Raw genomic sequence first — 21,304 nt, 5'->3', positions numbered from 1 at the left:
GCCCGCACCGCACGGCTCACCCGATCGAGGGAACTGCAATCCGTCCAGCAAGGAGTGACAGCCCGGATGAGTAGGACCTCGCAGCGTTCCACGTTCCGCGTCCTCGCGGGGATGGTGATCCCCGTCTACCGACTGTTCGCCAGATCCCACTGGCGGGGCCGGGAGAACTTCCCGGACTCCGGCGGTTTCGTGGTGGTGGCCAACCACCTCACGGAGCTCGATCCGATCACCGTGGCCTACCCGGTGTACGCGTCCGGGATCATGCCGCGGTTCCTGGCGAAGGAGTCGTTGTTCCGGGTCCCGGTGGTGGGCACCATCATCGCGAAGATCGGGCAGGTCCCCGTGTACCGCGGAACCTCGCGCGCCAAGGACTCCCTGGTGGCAGCCCTGGCCGAACTCGACAGCGGCGGCGCCGTAATCGTGTATCCGGAGGGCACCATCACGCTGGACACCGAGATGTGGCCCATGCGCGGGCGCACGGGAGCCGCTCGTCTCGCGCTCAAGGCCGGCGTCCCGGTGGTGCCCATGGCGCACTGGGGGGACCAGGAGATCCTGTACCGGGACCCCAGCGGTCACCGCACGGTGAGCCTGTGGCCCCGTAAGCGCGTGGACGTGCTCGTGGGAGAGCCGATGCACCCGGAGGACCTCGTCCCCGGCGGTCTCCAGCGCCCTGGTCATCCGTCCTCCGACGAGCTCACGAAGGCCACCGAATCCATCATGGGTGCGATCACCGATCTGCTGGGTGAGTTGCGGCAAGAAGAAGCACCGCGCGAGCTCTTCGACCCGCGAGCCGGGAAGGTGGCCCCGTGACGCCGGATCCGAACGGTCCCCGCAAGGTCACCGTGCTGGGAGCGGGTTCGTGGGGCACCACGTTCGCCAAGGTCCTCGCGGACGCCGCCGCGGATGCCGGCGCCCAGCGCACCGTGTGTCTGTGGGGCCGCGATCCCGAGTCGATGCAGCGGATCGCCCGCGAGCACCGCAACGACCGTTACGTCCCGGAGATCGAGCTACCGGAAACCCTCGAGTATTCGAGCGACCTGCGCTCGGCGCTCGCGGGAGCGGACCTGGTGGTCGCCGCGATCCCCGCCCAATCGCTGCGCGCGCAACTGGGCGCGGCGGCGTCGTACGTGGAACCGGAGGCCGTGATCCTGTCCCTGGCCAAGGGACTCGAATCCGGGACCGGGCTGCGGATGACCCAGGTGATCGCTCAGGTGCTCGCCGAACACACGCAGCGCACCGCGGAGGAGTGGGCCCGGCACACGTGCGTGCTCTCGGGGCCCAACCTGGCCATGGAGATCGCGCGGGAGGAACCCACGGCCTCCGTGATCGCGGCCACCGCTCACGACACCGCCGCGTGGGTTGCGCGCTGCTGTGCCGCACCCTATTTCCGGCCCTACACGAACACGGACGTAATCGGCACCGAGATCGGCGGTCTCGTGAAGAACGTGATCGCCCTGTGCGTGGGGATCTGCGACGGCCGCGGCTACGGGGACAACTCCAAAGCTTCGGTCATGACGCGCGGCCTGGCCGAGACCACACGGCTGGCCCTGGCGCTGGGCGGCGACCTGACCACCTTGTCGGGGTTGTCCGGGATGGGCGACCTCGTGGCCACGTGCTCGTCCTCCCTGTCCCGCAACCACACGGCCGGTAGGCTCCTGGGGGCCGGACTGAGCCTTGAGCAGGTGCAGGACGCCATGACCCAGACCGCGGAGGGGATCAAGTCCGCCCCCGCGGTCCTCGCCCTCGCGCGCCGCCACGGCGTGGACATGCCCATCACGGAGGCCGTGGTGAGCGTACTGCGCAACGACGTTCCGGTCCACGAACTGACGCCCAGGCTGTTGGGCCGCGATCTGAAATCCGAAGGGAACAGCGCATGAGCACCACCCACGAGAACCCCGAGTCCACCGCCGCGGGCAGTAAGCCGTGTGTCGCGGTCGTGTTCGGCGGGCGCTCGTCGGAACATTCCGTCTCCCTCATCACGGCGCGCTCGGTACTGCGGGCCATCGACCGTGACACATGGGACGTGGTGAGTGTGGGGATCTCCACGGACGGCGCATGGTTCCTGTACTCCCAGGAGGAACTCGAGGCGCTGCTGGACGAGCAGCCCATGGCGCAGCTGCCCGTGGGGCGGCGACGAGTGAGCCTGCCCCTGCAGACGGGGGACAGCCGGCTGCTGATCCACGATTCGGACGAGCACGGTGCCGCCCTGACCCGCGGCCGCCACGTGGACATCGTCTTCCCGTTGCTGCACGGTCCGTTCGGTGAGGACGGGACCCTGCAGGGGCTGCTCGAGCTCGCGGACCTGCCGTACGTGGGGTGCGGCGTGGCGGCCTCGGCGATCGGGATGGACAAGCACTTCATGAAGCTCGCGTTCCAGGCCGCCGGACTCGAGGTGGGTCCGTACACCGTGGTCCACGACCGCACGTGGCGCACCGACCCGCAGGGCGTGCACCGCGCCGTCGCCGAGCTGGGCTTCCCGGTCTTCGTCAAGCCCGCGCGAGCCGGGTCGTCCTTCGGGATCACCCGGGTGGACGACCCCTCCGGACTGGACGCGGCCATCGAGACCGCGCGCGAACACGACCGCAAGCTCGTGATCGAGGCGGGCATCGACGGCCGTGAGATCGAGTGCGCCGTCCTGGGTGGCCACGGCACCGACGATGCCCGCGCGTCCCTGCCCGGGGAGATCGAGGTGCAGGGTCACGCATTCTACGACTTCGAGGCCAAGTACCTTGAGGACGACGGCGCTGCACTTTCGTGCCCCGCGAAGCTCCCGGAGGACGTGATCGACACGCTGCGCCGCGAGGCGGTGCGCGCGTTCCACGCCGTGGACGGTGAGGGGCTTGCACGCTGCGACTTCTTCGTGACGCCCGATCACCGCGTGATCATCAACGAGATCAACACCATGCCCGGGTTCACCCCCATCTCCATGTACCCGCGCATGTGGGACGCGAGCGGGCTGCAGTACAGTGCACTGATCGACGAGTTGATCACCCTGGCGCTCGAACGGCCCGTGGGGCTGCGCTGAATCCGCCCACGCACGCCGCGTGAGGGTTGCGTGAACGCCGGGATCGGAAGGGGCACCCCGTGTGGCACAAACGCGATGACATGATCGTCCACGAGACCGACCCGTACAACGCGGAACCACCCCGGTCGGGACTCCACGATCCGATCACGACCCCCGATTCCTTCTACGTGCGCAATCACGGCCCGGTGCCCGAGAACGACCCCGGGGACTGGGCGGTCACGGTCGACGGGCTCGTCGACGAGTCCGCGAGCTTCACGCCGGAACGGTTGCGGGAGGAGTTCACGCACCACACGCTCACGGCCACGATGCAGTGCGCGGGCAATCGCCGTGCCGGTTTCCTGCCCGTGCGTGACATCCCGGGGGAGGACCCGTGGGGACCCGGGGCCACCTCCACCGCGCCGTGGACCGGGGCTCGATTGTGCGACGTCCTGCGGTCGGTCGGTGTCGCGGACGGCGCCCGGCACGTGGAGTTCACGGCCTCGGACGTCTCCGACCTCGCGGATCCCCCGCAGGCCTACGGCGGGTCGATCCCGCTCGCCAAGGCGTTGTCGTCCGAGGTGCTGCTCGCGTGGGCGATGAACGGCGAACCCCTGCCCGTGGTGCACGGGGCGCCCGTGCGCGTCGTCGTCCCCGGGTACGTGGGGGCGCGCAGCGTCAAGTGGTTGCGCGGGATCACGGTGCGCGCGGACCCGTCCGAGAACTACTTCCAGGCCACGGCCTATCGCGTCCTGCCGCCCGAGGCGGACCCGGATCACGCCGGGCCGGGGGACGGTATCAGTCTGGGATCCGTCGCGTTGAACTGCGACATCCTGAGCCCGGAGGAGCATGAGCACGTTCCGGGCGGTCCGGTGCGCGTCACCGGGTACGCGTACGCGGGGGACGATCGCACGGTGGCGCGCGTGGACGTCTCCGGGGACGACGGGCGCACGTGGCACCAGGCCGAGCTGGATGTGGCGGCCTCCCCGTGGGCGTGGCAGCACTGGGAGGCACTTGTCCCGGTGACCGGGGCCGGGTCCCACGTCCTGATGGCCCGCGCATGGGACAGCACCGGCGCGTGCCAGCCGGAGTCACCGCGAGTGCTGTGGAACCCCAAGGGTTACGTGAACAACTCGTGGGCCCGGGTGGAGGTCACGGTCGAGTGAGGCCGCCTTCTAGGGGCGGCCCTGCTGCTCCAGGGTGTCCTTGACGGACAGGCACTGCCGGGTCTGCTCGATGTTCTGCATGGCGGATCCCGTGTCCACGAGCGCGGTCGAGGACGGCACGCGGCTGCTGTCGAAGAGCACCTCCACCGCGGGGGAACGGCCGTAGGTCACCGCGCGCCACTGGTCCTTCTGATCCGGCACCTCGGAGATCAGCCAGTCCACGCCGTTGACGTTCGTGCACGGGTCCGTGGTAGGTCCCGGTTCCTCCGCGCCGCAGCGCACGATCATGGCCGACGGGTCCCCGTAGGCCGTGGTGCCCTGGCTCGAGGTCTCCCGCTGATCCATCCCGCTCACCGACTCGGGCATCGCGAGCATCACGGACGCGCAGTCGGGATTGGCGTTGTCCGGGGCGCCGTCCACGGTTACGGTCGAACCGCACCCGGTGAGCACGAGCGCACCCACCACAGCCGCGCCGGCCACGCGGCGGCGGGACGACGACGTCGGTCGCGCCCTCCCGCGCCCCGTGGCGGCGTCGTGCCCTGCGCCTCGTACGACGCCGCGCAGCCGCGGCCGAGTCCCGGGGGCCTGCGCGGCGGACGTGGGCGTGGACGGGTGCTGCGGGGCCGGGGGAATCATGGCACCCAGGATAGGTGCTGCACCCGGGAGTTCGGTGACTGTGCCCGTCGGAATGGCTCGCTAGTGTAAGGGACATGACGCACGAGCCCGCCGCCCCGCCCGGGACCACCGTGTCCCAGCTCAGCGAGACCGAGCTGCTGGACGCGTTCCTCCCGGGCGCCACCACGGACGGACCGCACGTCCTGGTGGGACCCGGGGACGACTGCGCCGTGATCGCGGCCCCCGGCGAGCGGGTCGTGGTCACCACGGACACGCTGACCGTGGACCAGGACTTCGCGATCGTGTGGCCGTGCGGTTACCGCACCACCGGCGCGGACGTGGGGCACAAGTGCGCCGCGCAGAACCTCGCGGACATCGCCGCCATGGGGGCCGTGCCCACGGCCATGGTCGTGTCCCTCACCCTGCCGGGGGACACCCAGGTCGCATGGGTTTCCGAGTTCGCGGCGGGACTCTCGCGGGCCTTCGGTGAACTGGGCGCGGCGGAGTGCGCGCTCGTGGGCGGGGACCTCGGGCGGGGGCGGGAACTGTCCGTCACGGCCACGGTCCTGGGCAGGCTCGAGGGTGAGCCCGTACTGCGCAGTGGGGCCGGACGGGGCGGGACCCTCGTGCACGTGGGCGTGCTCGGCCGCGCGGCGGCCGGACTGGACGCCCTGCAGACCCCCGTGCCGGGGCGCTGGGACGGCGTCCCCGAGCCCGAACGGACCGCGCTGCACCGCGCCCAACTGCGACCGGCCCCGCCCGTTTCCGTGGGGGCGGAACTCGCTCGGGCGGGGGCGATCGCCATGCTCGACATCTCGGACGGTCTGTTGCGCGATGTCCGCCGGATCGCACGAGCGAGCGGCGTGAGCATCGACCTGGACCCGCAGGCCCTGGAACCCGCGGTGCACACGCTCGCCCACGCGGGGGAGGCCGTCGGGGTGGACCCGTGGCAGTGGGTGCTCACGGGGGGTGAGGACCACGGTCTGCTCGCCGTGCTCCCTGTGGATTCCCCGCTGCCGTCCGGGGTCCGTGCGATAGGCTCGTGTGCACCCTTGCCTCGCGAGGACGGCCCCCGGGGCGGTGGCTCGTCAGCAGGGAACGGAGCACGGCAGCGGCGCCACGAGCGCGGCACCGTGACCATTGCGGGCCGGAGCCCACGGCAGTGGTTCGGTCGCGACGTCGTCGAAGGATGGGATCACTTTGAGCCATAGAGCCGGCTCGTCCACCACCGAGATACGCAACTGGCTCGACGCCGCGCACCGTCGGCTGCGCGAGCACGCGGACGTTCTAGACGATCTCAACGTCTTCCCCGTCGCGGACGCGGACACCGGTGCGAACCTCAGCGCCACGGTGGGATTCGCGGCGGAGGCCGCGCACCTGATCGAGGGCAGGGACGTGGGCGAACTGCTCGTCTACGCCGGCCAGGCCGCCCTCGAGCAGGCCCGCGGGAACTCCGGCGTACTGGCCGCGGTGGCGTTGACCGCCATGGGCCAGGCGGTGGAGGGCTGCGTGCGGCTGACCGCCGCGCAGCTCAAGGCGGCGCTCATGGCAGCCCAGGTCCGGTGCTGGTCCGCACTCACCGAGCCCGTTCCGGGGACCATGATCTCCGTCCTGCAGGCCGCCGGGGAGGTACCCGTCCCGGACACCGCCGCGGAAGGGTCCAATCAGCAGCTCGTCGAGTGGCTGGACCTCATGGTGCAGGCCGCCACGCAGGCCGTTATCGACACCGTGGACCAGATTCCGGTGCTCAGTGAACGCGGCACGGTGGATTCCGGCGCGCTCGGCATGCTCGTCATCCTCGCGGCGCTGCGCGCCGAACTCAGCGGGGAGGACTCGGCCGCGGACCCCGTGCAGGACATCGTCCGGGACCACGCGCTGCCGCTCACGAGTGACGAGCAGGAGCCCTCGGATGGGTACGAGGTCATGGGCACCATGGACCTCTCCGCCCTGGACGCCGCCGAACTGCGCCACGAGCTCGACGACGCCGGGGACAGTGTGATCGTCAGCGCGGTCAGTGAGAACGAGAACGGGTACACGTGGCGCGTCCACGTGCACGTCGCGGACCCGGACACCGCGCTGGACCTCATGCGCCGGCGCGGCACCGCGCGCAATGTGACAGTGACGTCCCTCGCGGCGGAGCCACGGTGACCAGCCACCAGCCGGACGGGGATGCGCCTGCCGCGCCGCAGGGGTTGCCCGCCTTCGCGGACCTGCTGGACCAGCCCCTGACCCGTTACGTCCCCGGGAAGTCCCCGCGCTCCACGGTGTCCCTGCTGGCCAAGGACCTGGGGATCACCACGGTGGGCCAACTGCTGGACCACGCGCCACGGCGTTACATCCGCCGGGGGAAGATCCAGGCGCTCACGGACCTGGTGGCGGGGGAGCGGACCTCGTTCGTCGCACGCGTCGAGAGCACAAGCACCCGGCGCATGCGCAGTGATCCTCGGCGCAGTCTCACGGACGTCACGGTCTCGGACGACTCCGGTGCCTACCTGAAGATCACGTTCTTCAACGCGTACTCCGCCCAGAAGGACCTCCCCGTGGGGGCGCTCGCCCTGTTCACGGGGAAGCCGGAGTTCTACCGGGGGAACCTGTCGATGGCGGGCGCGGACTACGCCCTCGTGGACACCCCCGAATCGGTGTCCCGTGCCGCCTCGGACTCCGGTGAGCTCATGCCCATCCCCGTGTACCCGGAGTCCGGCAAGCTCACCACGCCGCGGATCGGAAAGGTGGTCCAGCAAGTACTGCTCACCGCGGACCTGGACGCGATCCAGGACCCGCTGCCGCCCGACGTCGTCGCCGCGCAGGGACTGCCGGAACCGGGACAGGCCTACCGGGATCTGCACGTTCCCGAGACCGTGGCGGCCTACGAACGGGCGCGCAATCGGTTCCGGTTCCAGGAAGCGTTCGTCCTGCAGGCCGAGCTCGTGCGCCGTCGCGCGGAGCACGCCGCGCATCCCGTGGCCCCACGACCCCCGCGGGAGGACGGCCTGTTGGCCCGCTTCGACGCCTCCCTGCCCTTCGCCCTGACCCCTGGCCAGCGGGCGGTCGGGGAGGAGATCTCCCGGGAGATCGCGGGCACCGCACCCATGAACCGGTTGCTGCAGGGCGATGTGGGCTCCGGTAAGACCGTGGTCGCGCTGCGGGCCATGCTCCAGGTCGTGGACCACGGCGGCCAGGCGGCCATGCTCGCCCCCACCGAGGTGCTCGCCGCGCAGCACCACGAGAAGATCACGGCCGCGCTGGGCCCCCTCGCCATGGCCGGGCAGCTGGGTGGGGACCCGGAGGCCACACGGGTCACCCTGCTCACCGGCAGCATGTCCGCACCCGCCCGCCGCAAGGCCCTCCTGGACATCGCCAGCGGCGCCGCGGGCATCGTGGTGGGCACCCATGCCCTGATCCAGGACGCGGTGCAGTTCGCGGACCTCGGCTTGGCCGTCGTGGACGAGCAGCACCGCTTCGGCGTGGAACAACGCGACGCCCTCCGGGACAAGGCCGGCCAGGCCCCGCACACCCTCGTGATGACGGCCACGCCCATCCCGCGCACCGTGGCCATGACGGTCTTCGGCGACCTGGACGTGAGCACACTGCGGGAGTTGCCGGGCGGGCGCCAACCCATCGGCACGTTCGTCGTGGGCCTCGCCGAGCACGGCCCGGCCTGGGAACGCCGCGTGTGGGCGCTCGCCGCGGAGCACGTCGCGCGCGGCCGGCAGGTCTACGTCGTCGCGCCCAAGATCGGCGATGACGCCGCGGTGCCCCCCTTCGAGAGCCTGCGCGATTCCATCGAGACGCAAGAGGAAGATCTCGAGCCCGCGGCCGTCACGTGGCTCACCGAGCTCGTGGCCGCACAGCCCGAACTTCGGGGCGCCCGCGTGGCCGTGCTGCACGGTCGCCAGGACACGCCACTCAAGGCTCGCACCATGGCGGACTTCGCGGCGGGGAACACCGACGTACTGGTTTCCACCACGGTGATCGAGGTCGGGGTGGACGTCCCCAACGCCACGCTCATGATCATCGCGGACCCGGAACGGTTCGGGATTTCCCAACTACACCAGCTGCGCGGGCGGATCGGGCGCGGTGAGCACCCGGGCACGTGCTTGCTCGTGACCCGCACGCCCCCCGATCATCCCGGGCGCGCGCGTCTCGACGCCGTGGCCGCGACCACGGACGGCTTCGATCTCGCGGAAGTCGATCTGAGCCTGCGCAAGGAGGGGGACATCCTGGGCGCGTCCCAGTCCGGGGGCCGCTCCGGCCTACGGTGGATCAGTGCACTGCGGGACGAGGCCCTCGTCGCACGGGCCAGGGCCGCCGCGGAGATCGTGGTCCACGACGACCCGCAGCTCACCGAACACCCCGCCCTGCGTGCGGCGATCACACGGGTCCTGGACGAGGACCGACAAGCATTCCTGGAGCGAGGATGACACGGATCATAGCCGGACGAGCCGGCGGCCAACGCCTGAAGTCGGTGCCCGGCTCGGCCACACGACCCACGACCGACCGGGTCAAGGAATCACTGTTCGCCCGGCTCGACGCCTGGGGCATGTGTGAGGGCGCACGCGTCCTCGACCTCTTCGCAGGCTCGGGCGCCCTGGGCCTCGAGGCGGCGAGCCGCGGAGCCGCGACCGTCACGCTCGTGGAACGAGCGGCCGTGGCGGCGGCGGTGTGCCGGGAGAACGCGACGCTCGTAGCGGCGTCGTGCCCGGACACCAAGATCACCACCGTGCAGTCCGCCGTGGCCGGGTACCTGGGCCGCGCCGCGCACCACCGCTGGGACCTCGTGCTCGCCGACCCGCCCTACCCTCTGGACAACGATGAGCTCGCCCGGACGCTCTCGCGGCTCGCGGGTCGGCTGGGGCCGGGCGGGGTGATCGCGGTCGAGCGTTCCACACGCACCGAGGAGCCCGCGTGGCCCCGCGGCCTGCGCCGTTTCGAGGACGGCGAGCATGGCGAGACCCGCTTGTGGTTCCTCGAAGCGGACGACGACGCGCCCGGTGCCTCGGACGCGGACTGACCTCGGCGGCACCCCGGTCCGGGCGTCGTCGACCCGGGCCCCTGCGCGGTCGACCTGGTCAGCTGCACCGGCTCAGGCACCTCGCGAGCCGGAGCTGCGCGAGGCCGAGCGCGCCGCCGTCGGCGCCCGGTAACGGCCTGTCAGACCGCGGCGGCGAGTCCCGCCATGGCCCCGCGCAGCACGTCCGTGCGCTTGCAGAACGCCAACCGCAGCCAGTCCGCGTACAGCCCCCGGTTCGCGGGACCCGCGAACGCCGAGACCGGGATGCCCACCAGACCCGCGTTCTCGGCCCAGTGCCGGCCGAGGTCCGTGGCGTTGTCCACCCCGGCGAGCGCGTAGTGATCGCTCACGTCCGCGACCGCGAAGAACGTGCCCTCGGGAACCGGCGGGGTCAGCCCGGCCTCCCGCAGCCCGGCCACGAGCACGTCTCGGCGCTCGCGGTAGTCCTCGAGCAGCGCATCGTAGAACGCGGGCGGGAAACTCAGTGCATGGGCCACGGCGTGCTGCAGCGGGGCGGCCGCGCTGTGCGAAAGATAGCTCTTCACGGCGATGACCCCGCGCATCAGCTCGGGCGGGCCGCTCACCCAGCCCACGCGCCAGCCCGTGGCGGAGAACGTCTTCCCCGCGGAGGACACGCTCAGGGTGCGCTCCGCAGCCCCGGGCAGGGAGGCGATGGGCTCATGGGGCCCGGCGAACCGGAGGTGCTCGTACACCTCGTCGGTCACGATCACGGCGTCGAACTCCGTGGCGAGCTCCACGAGCAGTTCCTTGAACTCGCGGGACGCCACCGTGCCCGTGGGGTTGTGCGGGTCGTTGAGTATCACGGCGCGGGTGCGGGGGGAGAACGCGGCGCGCACGTCGTCCGGGTCCGGCGTGAAGGTCGGGGGGAGCAGGGGGACGGGAACGGGCGTGGCGCCGGTGAATTCCACGGCCGCGCCGTAGAGGTCATAGCGCGGCTCGAACATGACCACTTCGTCCCCGGGCTGCAGCACGGACAACAGCGCCGCGGTCATGCCCTCGGTCGCGCCCGCGCTCACGGCGATCTGCGAATCGGGGTCGAGGTGCAGACCGTAGTGGTCGCGCTGGTGCTTAGCCACCGCCTGGCGCAGTGCGGGGACGCCGATAATGGGCGCGTACTGGTGGTGCCCGGTGTGCAGGGCGGCCACCGCGGCGTCGACCATGGGCTGCGGCGGCGCGAAATCCGGGAACCCCTGACCGAGGTTCACCGAGCCGGTGCGCGTGGCGAGCGCCGTCATCTCTTCGAAGACCGTGGAACGGAGGGCCCCGGAGGGATCCAGCAGCCCGCCGCCTGCGGCCATGCGCTGCCACGGCTGGGCGCGGGACAGCTCCCGGGCGGGATCGGCGCGGGGTGCGGCCGCGGGCGAGTGGTCGTGAGCGTCTGCGATCATGGGCCCAGTCTAGGAACCCCTGCCGCTAGGGTGGTGCCATGCGACGCGCCATCTGCCCGGGGTCCTTCGACCCGCTGCACCTGGGACACTGCGCGGTGATCCACCGCGCTGCCCGCCTGTTCGACGAGGTGATCGTGGCCGTGTCCACGAACCCCAACAAGACCCACCGCTTCAGCGAGGACACCCGGATCAAACTGGTGCGCGAGGTGTTCGCGGACGAACCGGCCGTGGTCGTGGAACCGCTCGCGTCGGGGCTGATCGCGGACTACGCGGAGCGCCGGGAGGCGGTGGCCCTGATCAAGGGGCTGCGCAACAGCGCGGACTACGACTACGAACTGCCCATGGCCACCATGAACCGTTCCCTCACGGGCGTGGAGACGGTGTTCCTGCCGGGGGAGCCGTCCCTGTTGCACGTGTCCTCGTCCCTCGTGATGGAGGTCGCGGCACTCGGGGGAGACGTCGCGTCGTTCGTTCCCGACCCCGTCCTGCGGGCCATCGAACGGCGCTGAGGGGCCCGGCGGAATTGCCAGGTCGGGCATGGCCGCGGGGTGGTAGAGCTCGACCCCGTTGATCGAGTCCCTGACCAGCACCTCGGTGGAACGCACCGTGGAAGTGATCCTGTCCGTGTTGCTGTTCATGGACGCTTTGGACATCCGCGACGCCCCGCGTCGCAGCCGCACCCCGGTGCTGCGCGTGCTGTTCCTGGCCCTGCCCCTCAGTCTCATCGCGGTGTTCTTCGCCGCCATGTACCTGCTGCCGGACGTCCGGTTGTCCCTGTGCCTCGTGCTGGCCTGCGTCCTGGTCCCGAGCGACCTGGCCCGAACGCGCCACGATCGCGTGGCTGGATCCGCGCGGGATCGATACGCAGATCGGGATCATCCTGGAGAGTGTGGTCATGGTCGTGTTCTGCTCCGTGATGCTGCATGGTCTCACCGCGCCGCTGATCGGGCGGGCCGTCGCCCGGCGAGAGCCCGCGGGTGCCAGGGCCGTGCGTCCGGGGGACATCCGGACGGGGCCCGTGGGATGAACCGACGAGGGTCGGCATGCTAAGGTGGTCTGTCGGCCAGTGTCGTTAGCCAGGAGTTTCGTGAATCACCGCAACAGTTCAGCCCTCACGTTCAACGTCAGGGATCTCGAACACCGACCGGGGACCATGGAAACCCTGGATGTCGAGGCACCCGCACCGAAGGACTTCGGTACGGCGCTCATCGGCTCGCCGGAGGGCGCGCCCATGGATCTGCAGCTGCGCCTGGAATCCGTCCACGACGGTATTCTGGTGTCCGGAACCGTGATCGTGAGCGTTCACGGGGAATGCAGTAGATGCCTCGACCCCATCGACTACGAACTACCGGTCGACGTGCAAGAACTTTTCGTCTTCGATCCGTCCCCCCAGGGTGACGAGAACGTCGAGGACGAGCAAGTGTATGAAGTGCGGGACGAGGAGATCGACCTCGAACCGATGCTTCGGGACGCAGTGATCACACAACTGCCGTTCCAACCGGTGTGCCGGGCTGACTGCCCGGGCCTGTGCGCCCAGTGCGGCGCACGGCTCGAGAACGACCCGGACCACCACCACGACGTCCTGGATCCCCGCTGGTCCGCCCTGCAGGGGCTGATGACCGAATCGGGGGATCCGCAGGCGTCGGAGCCGACAACCGACACGAGAGAAGAGAGATAGCCGTGGCTGTTCCCAAGCGGAAAATGTCCCGCGCGAATACCCGGATGCGCCGCTCCCAGTGGAAGGCGCAAGCCCCCAAACTGGTGAAGACCGTGGAGAACGGCAAGGTCAGCTACAGCCTGCCGCACCAGGCCAAGCTGGTCTCCGATTCCGCCGGCACCCCCTTGTTCTACGAGTACAAGGGTCGCAAGGTCGCTGACGCGTAAAGTGACCATTTTGCCGGATCCCGGCGAACTGCTTGAGCGTCTCGGTGTCGACCTCGACACCGAGACGCTTCGCATTGCGCTCACACATCGTTCGTACGCGTACGAGCATCCCGGGGAAGTCCACAACGAACGCCTCGAGTTCCTGGGGGACGCGGTCCTGCAGCTCGCGGTCACGGACGAGATCTTCCACCGCTATCCCGAGTGGGACGAGGGGAGCCTCGCGAAACTGCGGGCATCCGTGGTCTCCGCCCGCGCGCTCGCCGGGGTCGCCAAGACCCTCGGCCTCGGCCCCCACATCCGCCTGGGCAAGGGCGAGATCCGCACGCACGGGGCCGAGAAGGCCTCCATCCTCGCGGACACCACCGAGGCCCTGATCGGCGCCGTCTACGAGGCGTGTGGGCCGTTGCCCGCGCGCGATCTCGTGCTGCGACTGATCGTCCCCCTGCTCGAGGACACCCGCGTGCTGCACGAGGGCCGCGACTGGAAGACCCGCGTGGTGGAACTCGCCTCCCAGTACGAGCTGGGGACCGTGCGCTACGAGGTCGAGGGCACCGGCCCGGACCACGCGCGCCGCTTCGCCGCGGACGTCGTCGTGCACGGTGATGTCCTGGGACACGGCGAGGGGACGTCCAAGAAGGCCGCCGAACGCGCGGCCGCCGCGGTCGCGTGCGAGGCAATCGTCGAACGTTTCGCCACCGAGAACTGAGCGCGCCGTGCCTGAGTTGCCCGAAGTGGAAGTGGTGCGCCGCGGCGTCGCCCGCTGGGTCGTGGGGCGCACCGTGGAGGACGTGGAGGTCGTGGACCCCCGGTCCCTGCGGCGACACACCGACGGCCCGGAGGATTTCCGTCGCGAACTGACCGGGCTGACAGTTGTCGACGCGTGCCGGCGCGGCAAGTTCCTGTGGTTGCCCGTGCGCGCTGCGGATGGGTCAGAACCTTCCCGCGCACTGCTCGTGCACCTGGGGATGAGTGGGCAACTGCTCGTGTCCTCCCCGGAACACCCCAGGCCGCGTCACGAGCGCATCCGGCTGGAGCTGTCCCCGGCGCTCGACGAGTCCGGGCAGCCGTTGCCAGAGCAACTGCGGTTCGTGGACCAGCGGATCTTCGGTGGGATGCTGCTGGATCGTCTGGTGCCCGCGTCGGACGGCCACGGCACGGTCCCGGAACACGCCGTGCACATTGCGCGCGATCCGCTGGACCCGCTCTTCGACGTCGCGGCCTTCCACGCGGCGCTGCGGCGTCGTCGGACCGGGCTCAAGCGCGCGCTGCTGGACCAGGGGCTGATTTCCGGGATCGGCAACATCTACGCGGACGAAGCGCTGTGGGCGGCGCGCCTGCACTGGGCCGCGCCCACCGAGACCATGACCGCGCCGCGCACATACACACTCGTGGCGGCGTGCCAGGAGGTCATGCGTCGCGCGCTGGACGCAGGCGGCACGAGCTTCGACTCGCTGTACGTCAACGTCAACGGCGAGTCCGGGTACTTCTCCCGGTCACTCAACGCCTATGGCCGCGCCGGCCAGCCGTGCCCTCGCTGCGAGGCCGGCGGGGACGACGGCGTCATCGTGCGTGAGCGCTTCGCCAACCGTTCCTCGTATCGCTGCTCGCGGTGCCAGCGGCGGCCGAGACGTTTCCGGCCCTGACGAGAGACCCCGCAGGCGGCTCGCCCGTCGGGGGTCGAGACCGGCATCGATGTCCCCACGCCGCCCAGGCCATCCGGATCACCCGCTGGCCCCGGGGTGTCCCCGAGAGCCAATGACGAGAATTGTGCCCATGAATGCTCCCAGTGCACCGGACGAGAACCCGGGGAAGGCGCCCGGCGCCTTCGATGCACCCCGGGTCCGTCGAGCTGTGCTCACGGTCGCCCTCCTGAACTTCGGGTACTTCTTCGTCGAGTTCTTCGTCGCGCTCGGTTCAGGGTCGGTGTCGCTGCTGGCCGACAGTGTCGACTTCCTCGAGGACACCTCGATCAACCTGTTGATCTTCGTGGCGCTCGGCTGGGCCCTGGCCAAGCGCGCCGTCATGGGCAAGGTCATGGCCGTCGTGATCCTCGCTCCGGCCGCGTTCGCGGCATGGGAAGCAGCTCAGCGGTTCGCCGAGCCTGTGGCACCGGACGTGCTGCCCGTCGTCCTCGCCTCGCTCGGCGCCATTGTCATCAACGGGACGAGTGCTCTGGTCATCGCCCGCGTCCGCAACCACGGCGGCTCCCTCGGCCGCGCCGCGTTCCTCTCGGCCCGTAACGACGTGCTGGTGAACGTGGCGATCATCGTCATGGCCTTGATCACCGCATGGACGGGCTCGGGAGGGCCGGACCTGGTCCTCGGATGTCTGATCATCCTGCTCGCGTTGCACGCCGCCTACGAGGTGTGGGAGGTCAGCGAGGAGGAGCGCCTGGCCGCCAAGGCCCTCGCCGGCGAAGAGATCGATTGATCCGGGCATCTGTCCCGGCCCTGTCCGGACGTCGTACCCGGCCACTCACGCCAGGATGCACCGGAGGCAGAGGCGCGTGGTCGAGGAGAATCACTGCCGAACACCGGCTGGTCTACATGGTCGTGGGTGACGATCTCGTCATCCTGCAAGCGCGCTCCCACTACTGAGCAACCGCACGCGGAGGCCGGATAGCGGGGCCTGCACCCTGGTTCGCATCGTGCCCGCGGCTCCACGCCGCGGGCACGACAGCGCCTACTGTGCGCGCACGATCTGCAGGTCGTTGCTCGTTCCGCTCTCTTCTTCGGGGGCGATCGAGGCGTCCTCGGCGCGGATGCGCTGGTCGTCGGCGACCTCCACCACGCGTGACACCGCGACCGATCCCGTGTTGCGCTGCGGGCGCGGCTTGTCGGAGTAGTACGCGGTGAGCCGCGCGAAGCCCTCGTCCAGGCTTACGGACGGCGTCCAGTCCAGCAGTTCGCGGGTCTCGCGCTGGTCGAACCAGTGGGCCGTGGACAGCTGCTCGGCCAGGAACTCGGTCATGGGCGGCTCGCCGTCCCCGCCGCGGAACTTCGCGGGCAGGTACGGCCAGACCTTCTCGATGACGCGGCCGGCGAAGCGTGCCACGCCACCGGGGATCGAGCGCGTGGGCGCGGGGGCGCCTGCGGCGCGGCACATCCGCGCGATGAGTTCGCCCACGGGGCGGGGCTCACCGTTGGTGATCACCAGCGCGCGTCCGCGCACGGTGTCAATGCGCTCGAGCGCCCGCACGATGCCCTCGGACGCGTTGTCGATGTAGGTGGTGTCGATCATGGCCGCACCGTTGTCCAGGTACGGCATCCGCCCGGCCGCCGCGCGATCCGCGACGCGCTCCACGAGCTGGGTGTCCCCGGGGCCCCACACGATGTGCGGACGTACCGCGGCCACCTTGAGGTCGCGCTGGCCGTCCATGCTCAGGCCGAGCAGCTCAGCGGCGGCCTTGGACCGCGCGTAGTTCCCGCGCGCCGTCTGGGGGTTTGCGGGTTCTGCGCCCGCGCCCTCGATCGACATGCCCGCGTGGGCCACGGACGGCGAGGACACGAAGACCACGTTCTGCACCCCGGCGTTCTGCGCCTGGCACAGCAGCACACGCGTCCCGGTCACGTTGACCCGCACGAAGTCCTCCCAGTCCCCGGTGAAGGAGACCTTGGCCGCGAGGTGGACGACGTCGTCCACGCCGTCAAGCGCGCGCGCCACGTCGTCGGGATCGGTCACCGAACCGAGCACCTCGTCGACGCCTTCGCGCTCGGCCACGGATGCGTGACCCCGCTGGAAGACGCGCACGCGCCAGCCGCGCGAGAGCAGGACGCGGGCGACGTCCCCGCCGAGCATCCCTGACGCGCCGGTCACCAGCACGGTGCGGCCGTCCCCGGTCAGCTCACCCTGGGTCGCGGTGGCGCCGCCACGCTCGGGATCCGCGATCTGCGCGACGCCGGGAGCGGTGTCCTGCCGGTCTCCATCCGATGCGTTTGCATCGGAATTGCTTGCGTTCCCGTCGTTCCGGGGAGCCGACGACGCCGCCCCGGCCGCGGTGGCCCCGGGAGCGGGCGCAGCGGCGTCGTGATCGTCGGCGCGGTGGCGGCCGGCGCCGGAGCGGTCGGGAGCAGGGGTCTGGTCGTGGCTCACAGGGCACTCATCTTTCCGGTGGCCAGGGCCTGCTCGGCCCAGTCACTCAATTCGGCGCGGTCGATCTTGGAGTTGTGGCGGATGTCCGTGGGCTGCTCGGGGATCACGAGCACGGCGCTCACAGCCAGCCCGGTCGCGAAATCGATCGTAGCGCGCACGCGCTCGGCCAGATCCGCGGGGGCCACGTGGGGCTTGGCGGCCGGGGGCACCGTTTCGATCACGGCCACGGGGGACTGGGAACCGCGGGGGCCCACACCCACGACGGCCACGCGGCCCACACCGGGAACCGTCTGGGCGGCGTGCTCCGCCGCGACGGAAGACACCGGCCCGTCGGACATCGTGATCACGTGGGCCAGGCGGCCCTCGTACCACAGCCGCTCACGGGCGTCGAAGTGCCCCACGTCCCCGGTGCGGTGCCAGCCGGGGGTCAGGTCGGAGGCGCGCTCCGTGATCCACAACCGGTCGTAGTGGTCCTTGGCGTGCGGGGCGCGCGCCACGATCTCGCCGGTGACACCAGGGGTGGTCACGATGTCGGGGGAGACGGAGCCGTCCGCGCGCAGCGGCAATACGCCGAGCTGCGCTCCCTCGACCGGGGTGCCCACACACACGCCGCGGCCCGCACCCTCGACGCCGCTCTGGGCGTCCTCCCGTGCCGCGCGGATCACGTCCAAGCTGACGTCGGTCAGGGGCAACGCCTCGGTCATCCCGTAGGGGGTGTGCAGCTCGGCCGCGGGCATCAGCTCCTGCAACCGGGCGAGCAGCTCCTCGGGGATCGGCGCTCCGGCGGAGAGCATGAGGTCCACCCGGGCCAGCGCATCACGCTCGGCGGGGGACAGCTCGTCCGCGGTGGCCAGGACGTTGGCGATGGCCGCGGGGGACGCGAATACCGCGGTGGCGCCGATCGCCATCGTAGCTTCGGTGAGCGCCTGTGCGGTGAGCGTCTTGGGGCTCGTGACGTCCATGTCCGGTGTGACGGAGGCGGCACCAAGGGCGGGGCCGAGCAGCGCGAACGGCGCGAACCCGGCCACGAGTCCGGTTCCGGCCCGCAGCCCGTAGGTGTCCCGGATGGTGTCGCGCATCCCGGCCATCTGGCGGTGGGTGTAGACCACGCCCTTGGCGGGTCCGGTGGAGCCGGACGTGAACAGCACGGCGGCCGCGGCGTCCGGGTCCACGGCGGGGATGTCCTCCGGGCGCACGGTGGTCACCGAGTCCATGAGCTCGGCCACGGTGTGTTCCACGCCCAGCAGCTTCTTGGACACGGGGTCCAGCCGGTCCGCGGAGATCCGGCGTCCGGGCCAGCCCAGGGCGCGCGCACCCATGAGGGCCTTGCGGATGCCGATGAACCAGTCGGGGGACGAACCGCGCAGCGCCCGGGTCAGTCCCTTGCGGCCCAGCCCCTGGTCCGCGACCACGATCACCGCGCCCATGCGCAGGCACGAGTAGATCAGGGTGGTGAGCATGGAGCCCGGGGGGACCATGAGGTTCACACGGTCCCCGGGGCGCACGCCCGTGCGCAGCAGGGCCACCGCGAGCTGGTCCACGGACGTGCTCAGCTGGGCCCAGGTCACGGTGCGTTCCACGTTGAGCGCCGGTGCGGAACCGTCCACGGTTCCCATGACGGGTCCCATGTCCACGACGGCGGGGGAGGCGTCGCGGCGTCGTGCGTCGAGTTCGGCGAAGAACGGCACGAAGTCCCCGCGACCGCGCGCGCGGCGCTCACGGTGGGCCTGCACCACGGGCTCGTCCTGACCGAAACGCTCACCGAGCCACGTGAGGATCGCTGGGGCGATGTCCCGGGCCTCGGGCAGCAGGTGCTTGGCGCCTTCGAAGCGGTGGACGTCCGCGTGGGGCGCCCGCCGCATGAGGTCCTCGAGGTAACGCTGCTGGAACACGGGATCGTTGGTGCCCCACAGCAGCAGCGTGGGGACCTCGCGCGCGCTCATCCGCCCGGCGATGCGCTCGTACGCCGCGTTGGAGGGGTGGCCCGGTTCGGCGGGGATGTCGGCGACGAAGTGCGCGATGCCCTCGCGGCGCTCGCGGGAGGTGTACGGAGCCTTGTAGGCCTTCTTGAGGTCCTTGGCCGGGGCGGGATCGCACAGGGCCAGGGTGGTGTCCAGGAACGCGGTGGTCCCGGAGGTGAGGGGTTCGTGCACGGCGCGGTTGAGCGCGAGCCGCAGGGCCGAGGGGATGGGCTCGGCGTTGTCGTGGTGAACGGCGGTGTTGGTCATGATGGTCGCCGCGTGGAGCTGCGGGTGTTCCTGCGCCCAGCCCTGGGAGATGAGCCCGCCCCAGTCGTGGGCCAAGGTGACCACCGGCAGTCCGGCGTCGTCGATGCCCAGCGCGTGCGTGAGGTCCCCGAGGTCCCGGACGCGGTCCTCGAGCCGACGGAACAATCCCGTGCGCTCGGAGAAGCCCATGTCCAGCTGGTCCACGGCCACCACGCGCCACGGCTGCTCGGCCGTCTGGCCGGCGCGCACCACGTCCCGCCACAGGTAGGACCACGTGGGGTTGCCGTGCACCGCCAGGATGATCCCGCGGGGACTGCGGCCCGCCTCGGTGATCGCGTCCCCGTTGTCCAGCACGTGCCAGCGGCGCTTCCTGCCGGGCACGGGTTCCACGACCGCCGTGGTCGGGACGCTCACCGTGGTGGACCACGCGGGGTCCACACCCGGCAGCGGGGTGTCGGTGAAGGGCAGACGCACCGTGGTGGTGCGTTCCGGGGAGGGTGTGGAGAGCACGTTGCTCCTCCGTTCTGTGAGGCGGTGACCGGGGGCTACGGGCGGGCTACCAGGCGATCTCCATGAGGGTCGTGTTCAGGCCCGAGCCCACGCCCAGGCACAGCACGCGCTGGCCGGGTTCGAGCCGCTCGGCCTCGAGCGCGAGTGTCATGGGCAGGGCCGCGGCGGCCACGTTGCCCCAGTATGGGAAGGTGAGGGGGACACGGCCCGCGTCCAGGCCCATGTCCTGGATGAGCTTGTTGGTGTGCGAGTTGGAGACCTGGTGGGTCACGTATGAGTCCATGTCCCGCCACTGCCAGCCGTCCTTCTCGGCCTCGAGCCACGCCTCGACCACGAGGCCCACCCCGTGGTTGAGCAGCCCGGTGGCGTCCGTGAACATGCCGTCGTCCCCGCCGATGCACAGGTGGTTGAACTCCGTGCCCGCGCGCGTGACGGATCCCACGATGCGGTGCCCGTTCGGGTGGCGGTCCGCGGGGCCCACCACGGCCGCGGCGGCACCGCACCCCAGCGTGAGCGTGGCGAACTCCTGCACCACCTGTTCGCGGGTGATGTCGTCCCCGCGCAACCGTTCCACCGCTGCGTGGTGCCACGGGGAGGGGTCCTCACCGGCGACCACCAGGGCGTACTCGATCGCCCCGGCGTCGATCATGGACGCCGCCACGGTTAGGGCATTGACGAAGCCCAGGCACGCGTTGGTCATGTCGAAGTTCAGCGCGGAGCTCGGCAGGCCCAACCGGTCGTGGATGCCCACGGCCACGGCGGGTTCGAAGTTGTCGCGGGTCACGGACGCGTTGATGAACAACCCGATCTGCTCCGGGGCCACCCCCGATTGCCGCAGGGCCTCCTGGCCGGCCTCCGTGGCGCCGTCCGTGAAGTGGCGTCCCGGTGCCCAACCGCGGCGTTCCTTGATCCCGGCCAGTCGCTCGAGCAGCCCCTTGGGCATGCGCAGCCGCCGGAAGGTCTCTGCCAACTCCTCATCGAACCGAGTAGACGGAATTACCACGTCCGCCTCCGTCTTGGTCACGGATAGGACTGCGGCATTTCGGTTTCTGATGGTGGAGTTACCGGTCAATGTGGCGCTTTCGATCAGACGCCACCCGTACCGTCAAGGAATCGATCGTGAGAGGAGAGCCTCGGCGCTCGGGTGAACTAGCGGGTTGGACCGGCTCAGTCTAACGGTCCCGACTGACAGCTCCCTTCGGATGTACGTGGCGTTTCTCTGCGGGCGCAGGCCGTTCCGGCCCCGGTGAGCCGCGGGTGTGAGCCCCCGCACGCGCCCCGCACCGCCGCGGGGCCCGCCCCGGGTAGACTCGGGGGCTGCCCCCGCGCTCGTGATCGCCCAGGTCGGCGCGCCTGTCACCCGCCGGTGCGCGCGCCGAGGGGCGGCG

20 protein-coding genes and 1 pseudogene are annotated in these 21,304 nt (G+C 70.8%); 16 read left to right on the top strand and 5 right to left on the bottom strand.

Annotated elements, in window-relative coordinates:
• The first annotated feature begins 66 nt into the window (after positions 1-66).
• From B3I25_RS05275 to B3I25_RS05260, 4 genes are read left to right on the top strand one after another with little or no spacing between them, the layout of a single operon-like run.
• Positions 67-810 (top strand): lysophospholipid acyltransferase family protein, encoded by a 744-nt coding sequence (locus tag B3I25_RS05275; protein ID WP_098054707.1) that lies wholly within the window; start codon positions 67-69, stop codon positions 808-810.
• Positions 807-1,877 carry an NAD(P)H-dependent glycerol-3-phosphate dehydrogenase gene (locus tag B3I25_RS05270; protein WP_206478612.1) on the top strand — a complete coding sequence of 357 codons (1,071 nt, stop codon included), beginning with the start codon at positions 807-809 and terminating at the stop codon, positions 1,875-1,877. Before B3I25_RS05275 ends, B3I25_RS05270 begins: the two co-directional genes overlap by 4 nt.
• Entirely contained in the window at positions 1,874-3,025 is a 1,152-nt protein-coding gene (locus tag B3I25_RS05265) for a D-alanine--D-alanine ligase family protein (RefSeq protein ID WP_035964592.1), read from the top strand. Before B3I25_RS05270 ends, B3I25_RS05265 begins: the two co-directional genes overlap by 4 nt.
• Before the next feature lie 59 nt (positions 3,026-3,084).
• On the top strand, positions 3,085-4,167 hold the full coding sequence (locus B3I25_RS05260; protein WP_206478611.1) for a sulfite oxidase: 1,083 nt from the start codon (positions 3,085-3,087) through the stop codon (positions 4,165-4,167).
• 9 nt (positions 4,168-4,176) lie between these two features.
• On the opposite strand, the gene B3I25_RS05255 is transcribed toward B3I25_RS05260, so the two are convergent.
• On the bottom strand, positions 4,177-4,803 hold the full coding sequence (locus B3I25_RS05255) for a DUF3515 family protein (protein ID WP_193519851.1): 627 nt from the start codon (positions 4,801-4,803) through the stop codon (positions 4,177-4,179).
• Between the two features lie 74 nt (positions 4,804-4,877).
• Between B3I25_RS05255 and thiL the strand changes: the two genes are divergently transcribed.
• From thiL to rsmD, 4 genes are read left to right on the top strand one after another with little or no spacing between them, the layout of a single operon-like run.
• Complete coding sequence (gene thiL / locus B3I25_RS05250; protein ID WP_286738129.1) at positions 4,878-5,993, top strand: thiamine-phosphate kinase; 1,116 nt, start codon at positions 4,878-4,880, stop codon at positions 5,991-5,993.
• The gene (locus B3I25_RS05245; RefSeq protein ID WP_231885487.1) at positions 5,983-6,930 is read left to right on the top strand and encodes a DAK2 domain-containing protein; all 948 of its coding nucleotides are present in this window, start codon (positions 5,983-5,985) and stop codon (positions 6,928-6,930) included. The genes thiL and B3I25_RS05245 overlap by 11 nt, the downstream gene beginning before the upstream one ends.
• A gap of 44 nt (positions 6,931-6,974) precedes the next feature.
• Entirely contained in the window at positions 6,975-9,203 is a 2,229-nt protein-coding gene (locus B3I25_RS05240) for an ATP-dependent DNA helicase RecG (protein ID WP_414672693.1), read from the top strand.
• Positions 9,200-9,793, top strand: a complete 594-nt coding sequence (gene rsmD, locus B3I25_RS05235; protein WP_064845671.1) for a 16S rRNA (guanine(966)-N(2))-methyltransferase RsmD — start codon at positions 9,200-9,202, stop codon at positions 9,791-9,793. Before B3I25_RS05240 ends, rsmD begins: the two co-directional genes overlap by 4 nt.
• Before the next feature lie 140 nt (positions 9,794-9,933).
• On the opposite strand, the gene B3I25_RS05230 is transcribed toward rsmD, so the two are convergent.
• A complete protein-coding gene (locus B3I25_RS05230) occupies positions 9,934-11,112 on the bottom strand; it encodes an aminotransferase class I/II-fold pyridoxal phosphate-dependent enzyme (RefSeq protein WP_064845719.1) in 1,179 nt (392 codons plus the stop codon).
• A gap of 128 nt (positions 11,113-11,240) precedes the next feature.
• Here B3I25_RS05230 and coaD point away from each other — a divergent pair, with 128 nt between their 5' ends.
• The 8 genes and pseudogenes from coaD to B3I25_RS05190 form a co-directional block, all read left to right on the top strand.
• On the top strand, positions 11,241-11,711 hold the full coding sequence (coaD, locus tag B3I25_RS05225) for a pantetheine-phosphate adenylyltransferase (protein WP_098056114.1): 471 nt from the start codon (positions 11,241-11,243) through the stop codon (positions 11,709-11,711).
• 58 nt (positions 11,712-11,769) lie between these two features.
• Positions 11,770-12,252 (top strand): hypothetical protein, encoded by a 483-nt coding sequence (locus B3I25_RS05220; RefSeq protein ID WP_286738124.1) that lies wholly within the window; start codon positions 11,770-11,772, stop codon positions 12,250-12,252.
• A gap of 37 nt (positions 12,253-12,289) precedes the next feature.
• On the top strand, positions 12,290-12,880 hold the full coding sequence (locus tag B3I25_RS05215) for a YceD family protein (RefSeq protein ID WP_064845669.1): 591 nt from the start codon (positions 12,290-12,292) through the stop codon (positions 12,878-12,880).
• 2 nt (positions 12,881-12,882) lie between these two features.
• Positions 12,883-13,086: a 50S ribosomal protein L32 gene (rpmF, locus tag B3I25_RS05210; protein ID WP_012398114.1), complete on the top strand. Its 204-nt coding sequence runs from the start codon at positions 12,883-12,885 to the stop codon at positions 13,084-13,086.
• Between the two features lies 1 nt (position 13,087).
• On the top strand, positions 13,088-13,792 hold the full coding sequence (gene rnc, locus B3I25_RS05205) for a ribonuclease III (RefSeq protein ID WP_064845668.1): 705 nt from the start codon (positions 13,088-13,090) through the stop codon (positions 13,790-13,792).
• Positions 13,793-13,799: 7 nt separating this feature from the next.
• Positions 13,800-14,729: a bifunctional DNA-formamidopyrimidine glycosylase/DNA-(apurinic or apyrimidinic site) lyase gene (mutM, locus tag B3I25_RS05200; protein ID WP_206478608.1), complete on the top strand. Its 930-nt coding sequence runs from the start codon at positions 13,800-13,802 to the stop codon at positions 14,727-14,729.
• 130 nt (positions 14,730-14,859) lie between these two features.
• Entirely contained in the window at positions 14,860-15,516 is a 657-nt protein-coding gene (locus tag B3I25_RS05195) for a cation transporter (RefSeq protein ID WP_286738114.1), read from the top strand.
• A gap of 62 nt (positions 15,517-15,578) precedes the next feature.
• Positions 15,579-15,683, top strand: a pseudogene (locus B3I25_RS05190) (type II toxin-antitoxin system YoeB family toxin); the annotation flags it as partial.
• Positions 15,684-15,768: 85 nt separating this feature from the next.
• Here the strand turns inward: B3I25_RS05190 and B3I25_RS05185 are convergent.
• The 3 genes from B3I25_RS05185 to B3I25_RS05175 all read right to left on the bottom strand — a co-directional run bounded on the left by B3I25_RS05185 (position 15,769) and on the right by B3I25_RS05175 (position 20,988).
• Entirely contained in the window at positions 15,769-16,884 is a 1,116-nt protein-coding gene (locus tag B3I25_RS05185; RefSeq protein WP_414672692.1) for an NAD-dependent epimerase/dehydratase family protein, read from the bottom strand.
• Positions 16,885-17,174: 290 nt separating this feature from the next.
• Positions 17,175-19,916: an alpha/beta fold hydrolase gene (locus tag B3I25_RS05180; RefSeq protein WP_286738113.1), complete on the bottom strand. Its 2,742-nt coding sequence runs from the start codon at positions 19,914-19,916 to the stop codon at positions 17,175-17,177.
• A 46-nt stretch (positions 19,917-19,962) separates the two neighbouring features.
• On the bottom strand, positions 19,963-20,988 hold the full coding sequence (locus B3I25_RS05175) for a 3-oxoacyl-ACP synthase III (protein WP_064846585.1): 1,026 nt from the start codon (positions 20,986-20,988) through the stop codon (positions 19,963-19,965).
• Positions 20,989-21,304 lie beyond the last annotated feature (316 nt).

The organism is Kocuria sp. UBA1838 (genome assembly GCF_002338785.1).
GTDB classification, from domain to species: Bacteria; Actinomycetota; Actinomycetes; order Actinomycetales; family Micrococcaceae; genus Kocuria; species Kocuria marina.
The sequence above is the reverse complement of the archived record's forward strand: the minus strand, read 5'-3'. Positions and strand labels throughout refer to the sequence as shown.